Origin of the sequence: Pseudomonas sp. R3-56 (assembly GCF_051132075.1) — a bacterium.
Taxonomy (GTDB): Bacteria; Pseudomonadota; Gammaproteobacteria; order Pseudomonadales; family Pseudomonadaceae; genus Aquipseudomonas.
Genome location: NZ_CP071657.1, coordinates 4,681,354 through 4,694,808, shown reverse-complemented (window position 1 = coordinate 4,694,808; position 13,455 = coordinate 4,681,354). Strand labels below are relative to the sequence as shown.

Sequence of the window (13,455 nt, the reverse complement as noted above, 5' to 3'; positions counted from 1 at the left end):
TATTGTCTGTCCTTCCTCTAACGGCCCGGGTGTTGAGTTTGCGCGGCTTCTCGCAACAGCCTTCAGCCTGCGTCTTCGACGAGGGCTACATTGGACGCAATGGCTGCAGAAGATGGTTATTGTGAAGAAGGATATCGAGACGAGCGGCGAGACAGTTCAACACGCTGAAATGCAAGTTTTTTAGGGAGAGGCAGATGTCAAAAGAAAAATATCTTTATTTGGTTGAGCAGTGCGATGTCCATAAGTCACAGCAGAAAGCTCTGGTTAACTACCGGCAACTGCGGAGCAAGTGTTTGGAAGCCATTAGGGGGTCCGCTGAGAACTCGATCACAAAGCAGATACACCAGTTGGCCTGGAATTCAGCTGTTTTTCACTCGTTAAACGAAGCTCGAAGGATCGAAAGTGAAAGGAAGGTGAATGGCGCGATGTGGAATCTTATTGTTGATGGTTACGCTCACATTGCGGCGCTTGGTATTCGTAGACTAGTGGATCATCACAAAGACTCAAATTCGATAAAGCGGGTCCTTTTGGATCTGGAAGCCAACACACATCTCTTATCAAGAGAAATGTTCGTATGCTATGACGGGCTTCCATATGATCATGAGGCAGCTGAGCTCCGTCGCTTGGCTGCGCGTGACCTCAAGACCCTTGGCAAAGCTACCTGGGTATCAACGACAGGACCTGATGCTGGTTTTAGCTCGAAGCGGCGTCATGAGATTTTCGACTCGATCGCTGACGGGAGTCGGAAAATTGGGAGGTCTCAGCCGATTTCGGTAAAGATTATTGATCGACTCAAAGCGATGTTGAGTTCCGATGTGGTGAAAAAGGTTTGCACCATGGCGGATAAGATTTTCGCACATCCAGAGAAACGATCCTCCAGTTCTCTTGTACATGCTAATTATCATGAGGTGATTGAGGCGTTAGGTATAGTGAGCCAGGTAACCCAGTTTATTTCGGCTACTCTTCTGGATGACGCAGCGTTTGGCTCACTGGTGCCTATCCCCCAAGGTGACGTTTTCGAGTATTTAGATCAGGCATGGGTTCGGAAGGCATCAATAGATGATCTGAACTCTTTCTGGAACGATCTTACTGCGTCGCTAGAGCCTTGGCTGGATACGGACGACCTTTTGAAAGGTGAGTAACACTTTGCCACGATCGTGACTTGCGAAAGATTCCGCTTATGCGGCCATGATGACGGTGTTTCTTTGTCTGTTTCCGAGGGTTGGCTTGCCAAGCTTCGATCGCGGAATTTCGCCAGCCGGCGCGTCCCGCTGAAATGCTCACAGAGCAGTCAAATAGGACTGCTTCTATTTACTCCACAACACCGCCACCCCTAAACCCGAGACCAAAAAAAACCGGCCACCAGGAGCCGGTTTTTTTATCCCCCGTCAAAACCATCACGACGCGGGACCAGAATTCGATTGGAGCGGGTGAAGGGAATCGAACCCTCGTTATCAGCTTGGGAAGCTGGAGTAATGCCATTATACGACACCCGCTCAGAGCGGCTGACTTTGTACCAGATGTGGCCTGGGATTTGAAGTTTTTCTTTCCGGACGGCGAGGTCATCCGTCTACGCAAGCCTCAAACCAGAGCGGTCATTCGCGAGCAAGCGCCATTGCTGGAGGCTTGCCCGCGATGACTTTTCTCAGATGGCCACTGCATGGTAGTCCTGTACATAGCTGTAGCGCGGTCGGCTGGCGTGGTGGGTTGGCTTGAGGAAACCCAACAACGCCTCGCGGCTGTCGCGGCAGGCGGCCTTGTGTTCCATGTCGAGGAAGTGCCCGGTGGCTTGCAGCGTGGTGAAGCTGCTGTGCTGGACATGGTTGGCGAAGAGCCTGGCGTCGGTGGCCGCGGTGTATTCGTCCCATTCGCCATTCAGGAACAGCACCGGCACGTTGATCTTTTTCGCCGCGTTGACATAGCACTGCTGGTCGCTGTGGAGCACGTCGTTGATGTGAAAGTGCATCTGCCCGTACTCATGCTCGGCCAGGTTGCTGACGTGGCGATAGTTGAAGCGCTTGAACAGCGGCGGCAGGTGCTTGCCGATGGTGCTGTTGACCAGGTGTCCGACACGATCGCCGTCCAGGCTGCCCAGGTAGTCCACGCCACGTTCCAGGTAGTCGCGCATCGGTGCGTTGAGCACCGGTGAGAAAGAACTGATTACGGCTTTTTCGATGCGCCGCGGGCGCTGGGCCAAGGCGGTCAGGGTGGCGGCTCCGCCCCAGGAAAACGACAACACGTGATCGGCGGCGAAGTGGTCGATCAGCTCCAGCAGGATCTGGCCTTCGACTTCCTTCGTCAGCATTTTCTCGTGGCGGTTGTGAGCCTTGGACTTGCCCGCGTAGGGCTGGTCGTACAGCACGACATTGAATTGCGGGTAGAGGTTTTTGGTGGTCTGTGCAAACGACGCGGTGGTGGCCATCGAGCCGTTGACCAGGATGATGGTCTTTTGCGCGGCGTCTGCGCGATAGAACTCCGTGTAAACCCGATACTGACCCTGTATATCCAGCACAGCGATTTCTGGCCTCATGTCATAAGACTCCTGGCAAGCGGGTATGCGCGCAATGAGATTGCACGGGCAATGTGACAGGTAGGCATACGCCTGGAAGATAAGGCCCATGTCGATCCACGCAAGCCGGTCGACGGGTGTTGTTATGGCGGGCAATTTGCCGGCGAACGAGGCGGAACCTGAGGGTTCCAGCCGGCAAAAAGTTTCTTAGAGGTATGGGGTGACTCGTCGGTCACATTTCGGCCGACGGTTTGATTCAAGCAGGGGGGAGGCCGTTGCGCAAGTGCTCTTTGAAAATTGTCCGACACTTCTGCCCAGCGGTCGTCTGGCTCAGATCAGGCCAACTTCTTCTGAGCTCAAGGCGCGGTATTGGCCCGGCGCGAGATGAGCGTCCAGCAGCAGCGGGCCCATGCTCTCACGGTGCAGGCGCAGCACCTTGTTGTTGAAGTGACCAAACATGCGCTTGACCTGATGATAACGGCCTTCAACGATGCTCAAGCGCGCGGATGTCGGCCCCAGTCGGGTCAATTGCGCCGGTTGGGTGGTGAGGTCTTCGAAGGCGAAGTACAGGCCTTGGGCAAACGTGAGGGCGTACTCGGCGGTAATGGTTTGCTCGGTCTCGACGTAGTAGACCTTCGGCAGTTTGGTCTGCGGCTGGGTCAGGCGCCGGGACCAACTGCCGTCGTTGGTGATCAGCATCAACCCGGTGGTGTTGAAGTCCAGGCGACCGGCGATGTGCAAGTCGTCCTTGTCCGGTTCGTCCAGCAGATCGAGGACGGTGCGGTGCTGTGGATCGCGGGTGGCACTCACGCAGCCGGGCGGCTTGTGCAGCATGAAGTAGCGCGCTGGTCGGCCCGCTTGCAAAACTTCGCCGTCGACTTCGACGCGGCTGAATTCACGCACATGTGCCTGTGGATCGATGACGGTCTGGCCGTCGATCCGCACGCGCCGTTCCACCAGCAGCAGGCGGACCTGTTGGCGGTTGAAACGCGGCAGGTTACTGAGGAAACGGTCAACGCGCATGGGCAGTTCGGGCAGGGGAGCTGGGGGCGGGCATCTTACGCGATCGGTTGGTGCTTGGCGCGCAGCTGGTCATCGACCCGGGCGCATCGCGGGCACAGGCAGGATTGGTTGCGCAGCTCGGCCGGCAAATTTTCCAGCACCGCCGGGTCGATGCTCACGCCGTAACACCAGCAGGCACGATCAATGGTTTTCGGATTGGCCAGGGTGCAGTCGTTGGTGGCGCCGCAGGCCGGGCAGAGGTCGGGTTTATTCATAACTGGAATGAGGCATTTCCACGCAGGTTCGGTTGCTTCCGGTCTGTCGGGCGCGTTGCAGCGCATGATCGGCCCGGGACAGCAGGCTGTGCAAGGTGTCTTTATCCTGCAAGGTGGTCAGGCCGATGCTGATGGTGATCCGCAATTGCTTGCCGCTGCAAAAGTAGCGCTGTTGCTCGATGCGCTGGCGAATTTTCTCGGCGATTTTCAGAGCGTTCTGTCCATCGGTGTCCTTGAGCAGCAGGACGAAGGCATCGGCGCTCCAGCGGCAGACAATTTCTGAATGGCGCAGTGTATCGGTCAGGTCACGAGCGAAACCCGTCAGCAACTGATCACTGGCGATGTGGCCGTGGTTGGCGTCCAGTCGCTTGAAGTCATCCACCTCCAGCAACAGCGCCCCCAGTGGCCTGGGCTCGCGTTGGGCTTCGTGCAGGGCCTGCACCGCCAGCAGGTCGAAGCCCCGCCGATTGGGCAGCTCGGTCAGGCCGTCAAGAATCGCTTGGGCGTCGATCCGTCGCTGATAGCTGACCATCAGCCGATGCAGCACCACGAGCGCGGCCACTGTCACCAGCAGGCCGATCAGCAGATTGAAATACAGCGTCTTGAGCACGTTGTCCCGCAGCGATGTGTTGGCGGCGTAGTAACCTAGCAGCGAGGTCAGCAGGAAGCCGGCGCCGAGCAAAATGGCCAGGATGAGCACCGGCGAGCGCTGGGAATACAACGGCGAACGAAGCGACATGGCGATTCCCTTGGAGTGACCCGATGGAATCAGTTTAGTGGCCCTGTAAGAAAAAACATTCGGATTTACAGCTTTGCAAGATCGTGGCGAGGGGATTTAGCGAAACGTCGCGCCGCCCAGCGGGGATAAATCCCCTCGCCACAAGGTGCTGTTTACTGACGGGTACTCAGATAAGCCCGCCAACCGCCCAGATGACTGATGTCCTGCGCGCCGTCCAGACCATACGGCTCGCAAATAAAGCCGCTTTCCCAGCGTCCGTCGGCCAGTTGCACCTTACCCAGCCCCAGCGGTGCCGGGATACCGGTGAGGAACGAACCCAACTCGCTGCTTGGCAGTTCCCAGACTTCCACTTCGATCGCCACGCCTCCCTCGCCGACCCGAAGCATGCCAGGGCGTAGCGGCGGGCCGCCGGCCAAGGCATAGAGGCGATAATCCGCTGAGCTTCGGGTGGCCTCGATCAGGCGGGCGCCACGTTGCTTGAGCTGCCAGTTCAACGCCAGCCCATCCAGGTGCGCGCCGCACACGACCAACCGTGCCCGATCATGGCGCGCCGGGTTGGCAGGCACTGGCAGATCAGGCGCTCGCTGACGCTGCAAGGCGTCGGCCACGCTCAGCAGGTACTGATCGGTGAAGGCGCGGCCGAACAGCGTCACGCCCCAAGGCAAGCCGTTGGCCATGAATGCGCTGGGAACGGCCACGGCGGCGTAGTCCAGCAGGTTCATGAAGTTGGTGTAGTAACCCAGTTGTGAATTGCGCAGGAGCGGTTCGGCGGCGAGTTCGGCGAGCGTCACCGGGCGCCCGATGGTCGGGGTGAGGACGCAATCGAGCGCTTCCATCGCGCGATCGCATTGGGCCTTGAGCGCCTGCAAACGGTACTGGGCACGGAAGGTTTCCACACCGGTCACCGTCGGCGCTTGCGCCAGCACGGCGCGGATCACCGGCAGTACCGCGTCGGGTTCGCGCTCCATCAGTTCCCCGGCCACGCTGTAGCGCTCGGCAACCCACGGCCCCTCATAGAGCAGGCGTGCCGCTTCGAGGAAGGGTGACAAGTCCAACTCGACAGCTTCGCCGCCCAGGTGTTCGAGGCGCTCGATGGCATCGGCGAACAGCCGTGGGCCTTCGTCGCAGTCGAAAAACTCCAGGTCTTGCCGGCGGGGCACGCCGAAGCGAAAACGTCGTGGTGCGCCGAACGCCGCGCCGTCGTTCCATTGCGGGTTGGGGCGGCTGTATTCGTCGCGCGGGTCGAGACGCGCAGTCAATGCCAACAGCTGGCTGGCTTCGCGCGCCGTCGCGGTGAATGTGGTCACGCAGTCCAGCGTACGGCAGGCTGGCACCACGCCTGCGGTGGAGAGCAGGCCCTTGGTGGCTTTTAACCCCACCAGGTTGTTCAGCGCCGCAGGCACGCGGCCGGAACCGGCGGTGTCGGTGCCCAGGGCAAAGCTGGCCACGCCCAGGGCCACCGCCAGCGGCGAGCCGGCGCTGGAGCCGCCCGCCGGGTAGTCGGCCAGCACGCTGTTGCGGCAAGCCCCGTAGGGCGTGCGGGTACCGTTGAGGCCAGTGGCGAACTGGTCGAGGTTGGTCTTGCCAACAGGAACCGCACCCAGCGCCAGCAATTGCTCGACGATGCTCGCCGAACGTTGCGGCACGTAGGCAAACGCCGGGCAGGCGGCGGTGGTGGGAATGCCAGCCAGGTCGATGTTGTCTTTGATCGCGAATGGCACGCCATACAACGGCAGGCTTTCCAGGTCGCGGTTTTCCAGTGCCGAAAGGTAAGGTTCGAGTTCCTCGGGCGAGAGCAGGTGGATGAACAGGTGATAGTCCGGGTTGAGCGCAGCGGCTTTTTCCCGCAGGGCCAACAGCAGCTGACGCGGTGTGGTTTCACCCTTGCGGTAGGCGTCGCGCAGGTTGTCCAGGCGCAGAGAGAGGTTCATGGCGTTAATCCTTTGATTGAGTTCAGTCACGTTCCAGCACCACCACGCGTTGCCCGGCGCGCACCGCTGAACCGGGCTGGACGCGCACTTCTCGGACCACGCCGGCGATGGGCGCAAGCACCGGGATTTCCATTTTCATGGACTCCAGAATCACCAGCACGTCACCCGCGGCGACCCGCGCACCCGCCTCCACCTGGACCTGCCAGAGGTTGCCGGCGATGTGGCTGTCGACGCTCAGTTGGCCCTCGTCCAGCACTGAATCTTCGCTCGGCGCGGTTGCCGGTTCCTCGCTGTCGAAATGCGCCTGGCCACTGGCGATCCAGCGCTCGCGCTCGGCACGGAAGGCGCCTTGTTGCTGCTCGCGGAACGCGTCGATGCTGTCCGCTTCCCGGGCCAGGAAGCGCTGGTAATCAGCGAGGTTGAGTTGGCTGTGTTCGATCGCCAGGTCGAAGCGGCCCAACGGGAAATCCCGACGGATGCGCAGCAGTTCATCGGCACTGACCGGGTAGAAGCGGATCTGGTCGAAGAAGCGCAGCAGCCAGGGCTTGCCGTCAAATGCGGCGACGTCCCGATAACGATTCCACATCTGCAACGTGCGGCCGACGAACTGATAGCCGCCGGGGCCTTCCATGCCGTACACGCACAGATAGGCGCCGCCGATGCCCACCGAATTTTCCGCGGTCCAGGTGCGGGCCGGGTTGTATTTGGTGGTCACCAGCCGGTGCCGCGGATCCAGCGGCGTGGCGACCGGCGCGCCGAGGTAGACATCGCCGAGGCCCATCACCAGATAGCTGGCATCGAACACCGTGCGTTGTACTTCGTCGAGGTTGGGCAGGTCGTTGATGCGCCGGATGAACTCCAGGTTGCTCGGGCACCAGGGCGCGTCCTTGCGCACGGTGGTCATGTACTTTTCGATCGCCAGCTGGCAGGCCGGATCGTCCCAGGACAGCGGCAGATGGACGATGCGCGACGGCACCTGCAAGTCTTGCGCGGCGCAGACGGCGTCCCACTCGCCGGCGACGATGGCCAGCAGATCGGCCAAGGGTAATTGTTCGGGCTGGTAATGCACTTGCAGCGAGCGAATGCCCGGCGTGAGGTCGATCACCCCTTGCAGGTGTTTTTGCTCCAGGGCCTGCATCAAGGCGTGTGCGCGAAAACGCAGCACCAGGTCCAGTTCGGGAGCGCCGATTTCAAGCAGCAGATGGGTGTCGCCGGACAGCCGCGCGACCAGGCGGGTGTCGTCCTGGCCGATGTCCAAAACCACGGGCGACATCAATGTCTGTGTAATTCCCAAACCTGTGGCGAGCGAGCTTGCTCGCGCTGGGTCGCGCAGCGGCCCCAAATTTTCAGCGCCAGGAATATTGTCTGGCGAGCGCTGCGCACTCGAGCGGGAGCAAGCTCCCTCGCCACGGGGGAAATCCATTGCCAATGCGCGGGCAGTCTTCAGGTCCACCGGCACAAACCGCACCTTGTCCCCCGCCTTGAGTTGCCCCAATTGCCACAGGTCCGCCTCGATCACCGTCACGGGGCAGACGAAGCCCCCCAGGCTCGGGCCGTCGGGGCCGAGGATGACCGGCATGTCACCGGTGAAGTCCACCGCGCCGATGGCGTACGGGTTGTCATGGATATTGGACGGGTGCAGGCCCGCTTCGCCGCCGTCGGCACGTACCCATTCCGGCTTCGGCCCGATCAGCCGCACGCCGGTTCGGCTGGAGTTGAAATGCACTTCCCAGGCGGTGTCGAAGAACGTCTGGATGTAGCGCTCGGTGAAATATTCCGGCGCGCCGTGGGGACCGTAGATCACACGGATCTGCCGCACGGCTGGCAACACCAGGGGCGGCTCTTCGATCGACGGCATCACGACGTGCTGATCCAACGCAGCCAGGTGCAGCACGTCGCCGGTGCACAGTGCTCGCCCGCCGTGGCCGCCGAACTGGCCGAGGGTGAAGGTACTTTTGCTGCCCAGGTAATCCGGTACCTGCAAGCCGCCATGCACACACAGATAACTCCGCGCCCCGGCGCCAGTAATCGTGCCGATGGCGAGGGTGGACCCTGCACCGATCGACAGCGGGGTGTCCATCGGCACCGTTTCGCCGTCCAGCGTCAGGGCGATTTCTGCGCCGGTCACCGCCACTCGCGCAGCGCAGTTGAAGCGCAGCAGCGGCCCGCTCATGGTGATTTCCAAGGCCGCCGCACCTTCCTCGTTGCCCAGCAGGCGATTGCCCAGGCGCAACGAACGGCTGTCCATCGGTCCCGACGGCGGCACGCCCACCGCCCAATAACCGAGGCGACCGGGGTAATCCTGAACGCTGGTCTGAGTGCCGGGGCTGAGCACTTCGACGGTGTTGGCGCGGTAGGCCAGGGTCTCCAGGCAGCGGGTCCAGGGCTGGCCATCGGCGAAGGGCGCGTCGAGCAGGATCTGTTGCAGGTAGACACGGTTGGTTTCCACGCCATAGAGCAGGCTTTCGTCCAGCGCTTGATGCAGGCCCAGGCGTGCCTGCTCGCGGGTCGGCGCCCAGCGAATGACTTTGGCGATCATCGGATCGAAGTAGGGCGGGATCTGGCAACCGGCCTCGACCCAGGTGTCGATGCGCAGTTCCTTGCCGTTGGCCTGCGCAAATTCCACCGCAGTCAGCAGCCCCGGGCTCGGCTGGAAATCCCGGCCTGGGTCCTCGGCATACAGGCGCGCCTGGATCGCGTGGCCCTCGGCTTTCAGCCCTTGGCTCAGCTCGCTCAGTGACGGCAGTTCTCCGGCGGCCAATTGCACCATCCAGCGCACCAGGTCCACGCCCCATACCTGCTCGGTGACGCCATGCTCCACTTGCAGGCGCGTGTTCACTTCCAGGAAATAGAAGCGCCCGGCGTCACTGTCATAGACAAACTCCACGGTGCCGGCGCTGCGGTAGTCGACCGCCTGGGCCAGCTTGATCGCGGCCGCGCAAAGCGCGTCGGCCATGCCCTCGGGCAGGTTGGGCGCCGGGGTTTCTTCGATGACTTTCTGGTTGCGCCGCTGCACCGAGCAGTCGCGCACGCCCAAGGCGATCACCTGGCCCTGGCCGTCGCCGAACACTTGAACCTCAAGGTGCCGCGCCCGTTCGATGTACTTCTCGATGAACACGCCGGCGTCGCTGAAATTGTTCTGCCCGAGGCGTTTGACCGCTTCGAAGGACTCGCTCAATTCAGCGGCGCTGCGGCATACGCGCATGCCGATTCCGCCGCCGCCCGCCGTGCTTTTCAGCATGACCGGGTAGCCGACCTGCGCGCCGGCCAGTAGCGCGGCATCCAGGCTGTCAAGCAGCTCCGTGCCTTCGAGCAGGGGCACGCCGTGCTGGCGAGCCAGGGCGCGTGCGGTGTGCTTGAGTCCGAACACTCGCAACTGCTCCGGTGTCGGGCCGATGAAGGCAATGTTGGCGGCCTCGCAAGCTTGTGCGAAAGCGGCGTTTTCCGAGAGAAAACCGTAGCCGGGATGGATCGCGGTCGCGCCGCTGTCCCGGGCGATCGCCAGGAGCTTGTCCACCGCCAGGTAGGTGCCCGCCGCCGCGCCTTCGCCCAGGCAGTGGGCTTCGTCGGCCTGAAGGATGTGCAGGCTGGCTGCGTCGGCCTGGGAGTAAACCGCGACGCCTTTGACGTCCAGCTCGCGCAGGGTCCGCAGGATGCGGCAGGCGATGGCGCCACGGTTGGCAATCAGGATTTTTTCGAACATGGCATTTACCCCTCAGGCCGCAATGTCAGCCTGAATCGGGATGCGGGCCGTCCCGCAGTTTTCGATGGCCGACGGGGTCGTCCCCGTGGGCGGATACCTTCGAACACCACACAACCTCTGTGTGGGAGCGAGCCTGCTCGCGAAAACGGTACATCAACCGCATGAAGGCTGACTGATCCGACGCCTTCGCGAGCAGGCTCGCTCCCACAGGAGACCAAGGCGTTATTTGATGCACTGCCCCGACCGGCTCTGGCACAGCGCGAATAGCCAGTGGCGCAGGCGCATGAGTTTCAGTTCCATATCAGCAGCTCCGCAGGGGTAGGGTTGTAGGCGTTGCACGGGTTGTTCAGTTGCGGGCAGTTGGAGATCAACACGATCACATCGATCTCGGCCCGCAGGTCGACGTATTTGCCCGGCGCCGAGATCCCGTCTTCGAAAGTCAGGCCGCCGTCGGCGGTCACCGGCACGTTCATGAAGAAATTGATGTTCGGTCCGATGTCACCCTTGCCCAGTCGACCGTCGTGGGCGCAGGCCCGCAGGTAATTGTCGCGGCAGCTGTGCATGTAGCGTTTTTCCAGGGCGTAGCGCACGGTGTTGCTTTCCTGCGCGCAGGCGCCGCCGAGGGTGTCGTGGCGCCCGCAGGTGTCCTCGACGATGGTCAGCATCGGGCGGCCAAGGTTGGAATACAGCACGCTGCCGGTGCTCAGGTAGACGCTGTTCTGCCGGCGCAGTGTGCGTTGCACGTCGTAGCGTTCCTTGGGGTTGGCCAGGCTGTAGAACAACGTATCGACCGCCTGGTTGCCTTCCAGGTCGAGGATGCGCAGGGTCTGGCCGGCCTTGACCTCGGTCAGCCAGGGTTCGCCGGCGGGAATCGTGGAACGGTAGACGGCGGTCTCGGGTTGCTTGTGTGCAGTGGCGATGGCGAGTGACATGGCGACGATCCTCAGGCGAACAGGCGGTCGGTGTTGATGAAGCCGCGCTGGTTTTCCGGGCGCGATTGGCGGCAGTGTTCGGCGACGCTGGGGTTGGCGTTCATCCAGCTGAGTTTGAGCGGCTGCGGCGCGTATAGCGGGTTCGGGTCCATCGGATGTTGCAGCGCGGTCAGCACCACCAGGGTGTCCATCGGTGCGTACAGCTCGATGTAGTCACCGGCCTTGGAGTTGCCCTCCACGAAGTGGAAGTGGCCGGCCTCGTCGACATCGACCCGGCTGAACAGGTTGAGGGTCATCAGCAGGTCGGACAGACCCAACCCCCATTTGCCCAGTTCTACCAACAGGTTGTCGGTGCCGTTGCGGAAGAAGCCGTTGCGCAGTTCCTGGTAACGGCCCTGACCATACTTTTCAGCGACTTCCTCGGCGCAGAGCACGCCGCCAAAACTATCGCTCCAGCCACAGGTATCCGCAGTGATTGCCGCCAATACCCGGCCCATGTCCGAGTACAGGCAATGACCGGCGGTGAGCTTGGCGGTGTGTTGGCATTTCAGACTGTCCGGCAGGTTCAGGCGCTCGGTTTTTTCGTTGGCATTGAGCAAGGTAAGGCTCACGTTGGCACCGCCACGCACATCGGTCAGGCGCAGCAACTGGCCTCGCTTGAGGACGAACGAGCGATGGCCGCCACCGGGCAGCAATTCTTCGGCGAAGGGGGGAAACAGCTGGATCGAATCGGTCATCGAATTTCTCCTTTCAAGCGATACGCAACGTGCCGGCCAGTTCGGCAGGCAGGGCGTCGACGGCGGCACGGGCGGTGCGGCGGTCGCTGTTCAGTGGGATGTCGTAGGTGATGCGTGCGCCATAGGCGCCGGGGGCATGGGGATCGACACGAACCTTGTCGAACACCAGCAGGCGGGTGCCAAGGCTGAAACCTTCGGACAGGTCATGGGTCACCATGAACACGGTCAGCCGGGTTTCCCGCCAGAGTTCCAGCAGCAGGGCATGCATGTCTTTGCGAATGCCGGGGTCGAGGGCGCCGAAGGGTTCGTCGAGCAACAACACCCGCGGCTTCATGATCAGCGCCTGGGCGATGGCCAGCCGTTGCTGCATGCCGCCGGAGAGCTGCGCAGGGTATTTGTCCAGCGCGTGGCCGAGGCCGACTTTGTCCAGCAGTTGTGCGGCGTCTTCGCGGGCCTGGCGTTTGGCGCCGCCGAACAGACGCCCCAGCAGCGGCGAGCGCGGCAATTCCAGGCCGAGGGCGACGTTGTCCAGTACCGTCAGGTGCGGGAATACCGAGTAACGCTGGAACACCACTCCACGGCTGGCATCCGGCTCGCCCGCCAAAGGCTCGCCGTCCAGCAGGATCTGGCCGCGGCTGGCGCGTTCCTGGCCCAGCAGCAGCCGCAGGAAAGTCGACTTGCCGCAACCCGAGGCACCCACCAGGGTGCAGAACTCACCCTCGGCAACGCTCAGGTTCAAGCGCTCGAGCACCACTTGATCGGCATACTGCTGCCAGACGTTGTTCACGGTAATGAAGCTCATGCCTTCGCCCCCTCGTACCAGGGAAATGCTCGGCGGGTCAGGCGCTTGAGGCCCCAGTCCATCAGCCAGGCGAGCAGGGTGATCCACACCACGTAGGGCAGGATCACATCCATCGCCAGGTAACGACGCACGAGGAAAATCCGATAGCCCAGCCCATCGGTGGAAGCGATGGCTTCGGCAGCGATCAGGAACAGCCAGGCTGAACCCAGCATCAGCCGCAGGGAAATCAACAGGCGCGGCAGCAATTGCGGCAGCACCACGCGCAACATCAGGGTCCAGGTCGAGGCACCCAGCGTCTGGGCCTTGATCAATAGCTCAGGCGGAATTTCCCGGGCACGCTGCTCCAGGTCGCGAGCCAGGCACGGGGTGATGCCGATGACGATCAGCATCACCTTGGACAACTCCCCCAGGCCGAAGACGATGAACAGGATCGGCAGGATCGCCAATGGCGGCACCATCGACACCACGGTGAGCAGCGGCGACAACGGCGCGCCGAACAGCGGCAGCGTGCCGGCGGCGATGCCCAGGCACAGCCCGGCCAGGGCGCTGATGCCCAGGCCGATCGCCAACCGGCGCAGACTCGAAGCGGTGTCCTGCCAGAGCAGGTAATCGCCGCTGCGAGCGTCGGCGGTAAAGGCCAGGCGTTTGACTGCATCGACCATCTGCACAGCGCTGGGCAGCAGCTTGTCGTTGGGGTTGTCTGTCAGCCGTTCCGCCGAGCCCATGAAGTAGGCAAACAGCACCAGCGCAAATGGCAGGATCACCAGCAACAAGCGGCTGGGGCGATCGGGGTAGCGGTTGATCAGGCGCATGCCAGTCCTCCGG

General features: G+C 62.1%; 10 protein-coding genes, 1 tRNA gene and 1 pseudogene. 1 reads left to right on the top strand and 11 read right to left on the bottom strand.

Annotation, left to right across the window (positions count from 1 at the left end; all coding sequences use genetic code 11):
* The first annotated feature begins 194 nt into the window (after positions 1-194).
* Positions 195-1,142 carry a hypothetical protein gene (locus J3P96_RS21330; RefSeq protein WP_434653382.1) on the top strand — a complete coding sequence of 316 codons (948 nt, stop codon included), beginning with the start codon at positions 195-197 and terminating at the stop codon, positions 1,140-1,142.
* Positions 1,143-1,422: 280 nt separating this feature from the next.
* Here the strand turns inward: J3P96_RS21330 and J3P96_RS21325 are convergent.
* The 11 genes and pseudogenes from J3P96_RS21325 to J3P96_RS21275 all read right to left on the bottom strand — a co-directional run bounded on the left by J3P96_RS21325 (position 1,423) and on the right by J3P96_RS21275 (position 13,442).
* Positions 1,423-1,496: transfer RNA gene (locus J3P96_RS21325), tRNA-Gly, on the bottom strand.
* Positions 1,497-1,645: 149 nt separating this feature from the next.
* Positions 1,646-2,530, bottom strand: coding sequence for an alpha/beta fold hydrolase (locus tag J3P96_RS21320; RefSeq protein ID WP_434653380.1), 885 nt, complete (start codon positions 2,528-2,530; stop codon positions 1,646-1,648).
* Positions 2,531-2,839: 309 nt separating this feature from the next.
* A complete protein-coding gene (locus J3P96_RS21315; RefSeq protein ID WP_434653378.1) occupies positions 2,840-3,532 on the bottom strand; it encodes a pseudouridine synthase in 693 nt (230 codons plus the stop codon).
* A 35-nt stretch (positions 3,533-3,567) separates the two neighbouring features.
* A complete protein-coding gene (locus tag J3P96_RS21310; RefSeq protein WP_434653376.1) occupies positions 3,568-3,786 on the bottom strand; it encodes a cysteine-rich CWC family protein in 219 nt (72 codons plus the stop codon).
* Positions 3,779-4,396, bottom strand: a pseudogene (locus J3P96_RS21305) (GGDEF domain-containing protein); the annotation flags it as partial. The gene J3P96_RS21310 and the pseudogene J3P96_RS21305, both read right to left, overlap by 8 nt.
* A gap of 281 nt (positions 4,397-4,677) precedes the next feature.
* On the bottom strand, positions 4,678-6,456 hold the full coding sequence (atzF, locus tag J3P96_RS21300) for an allophanate hydrolase (protein ID WP_434653374.1): 1,779 nt from the start codon (positions 6,454-6,456) through the stop codon (positions 4,678-4,680).
* Between the two features lie 22 nt (positions 6,457-6,478).
* Positions 6,479-10,159: an urea carboxylase gene (gene uca / locus J3P96_RS21295; RefSeq protein WP_434653372.1), complete on the bottom strand. Its 3,681-nt coding sequence runs from the start codon at positions 10,157-10,159 to the stop codon at positions 6,479-6,481.
* 290 nt (positions 10,160-10,449) lie between these two features.
* Positions 10,450-11,091 carry an urea amidolyase associated protein UAAP2 gene (locus tag J3P96_RS21290; protein WP_434625456.1) on the bottom strand — a complete coding sequence of 214 codons (642 nt, stop codon included), beginning with the start codon at positions 11,089-11,091 and terminating at the stop codon, positions 10,450-10,452.
* Between the two features lie 11 nt (positions 11,092-11,102).
* Positions 11,103-11,828, bottom strand: a complete 726-nt coding sequence (locus J3P96_RS21285) for an urea amidolyase associated protein UAAP1 (protein WP_434625454.1) — start codon at positions 11,826-11,828, stop codon at positions 11,103-11,105.
* Between the two features lie 13 nt (positions 11,829-11,841).
* The gene (locus J3P96_RS21280; protein ID WP_434625452.1) at positions 11,842-12,630 is read right to left on the bottom strand and encodes an ABC transporter ATP-binding protein; all 789 of its coding nucleotides are present in this window, start codon (positions 12,628-12,630) and stop codon (positions 11,842-11,844) included.
* The gene (locus J3P96_RS21275; RefSeq protein ID WP_053186390.1) at positions 12,627-13,442 is read right to left on the bottom strand and encodes an ABC transporter permease; all 816 of its coding nucleotides are present in this window, start codon (positions 13,440-13,442) and stop codon (positions 12,627-12,629) included. The genes J3P96_RS21280 and J3P96_RS21275 overlap by 4 nt, the downstream gene beginning before the upstream one ends.
* Positions 13,443-13,455: the final 13 nt, after the last annotated feature.

What these genes read in the sequence shown, in the direction of transcription:
- J3P96_RS21275 (WP_053186390.1), bottom strand. Translation starts at nt 13,442, where the DNA reads ATGCGCCTGATCAACCGCTACCCCGATCGCCCCAGCCGCTTGTTGCTG.
- J3P96_RS21330 (WP_434653382.1), top strand. Translation starts at nt 195, where the DNA reads ATGTCAAAAGAAAAATATCTTTATTTGGTTGAGCAGTGCGATGTCCAT.
- uca (WP_434653372.1), bottom strand. Translation starts at nt 10,159, where the DNA reads ATGTTCGAAAAAATCCTGATTGCCAACCGTGGCGCCATCGCCTGCCGC.
- J3P96_RS21290 (WP_434625456.1), bottom strand. Translation starts at nt 11,091, where the DNA reads ATGTCACTCGCCATCGCCACTGCACACAAGCAACCCGAGACCGCCGTC.
- atzF (WP_434653374.1), bottom strand. Translation starts at nt 6,456, where the DNA reads ATGAACCTCTCTCTGCGCCTGGACAACCTGCGCGACGCCTACCGCAAG.
- J3P96_RS21320 (WP_434653380.1), bottom strand. Translation starts at nt 2,530, where the DNA reads ATGAGGCCAGAAATCGCTGTGCTGGATATACAGGGTCAGTATCGGGTT.
- J3P96_RS21310 (WP_434653376.1), bottom strand. Translation starts at nt 3,786, where the DNA reads ATGAATAAACCCGACCTCTGCCCGGCCTGCGGCGCCACCAACGACTGC.
- J3P96_RS21315 (WP_434653378.1), bottom strand. Translation starts at nt 3,532, where the DNA reads ATGCGCGTTGACCGTTTCCTCAGTAACCTGCCGCGTTTCAACCGCCAA.
- J3P96_RS21285 (WP_434625454.1), bottom strand. Translation starts at nt 11,828, where the DNA reads ATGACCGATTCGATCCAGCTGTTTCCCCCCTTCGCCGAAGAATTGCTG.
- J3P96_RS21280 (WP_434625452.1), bottom strand. Translation starts at nt 12,630, where the DNA reads ATGAGCTTCATTACCGTGAACAACGTCTGGCAGCAGTATGCCGATCAA.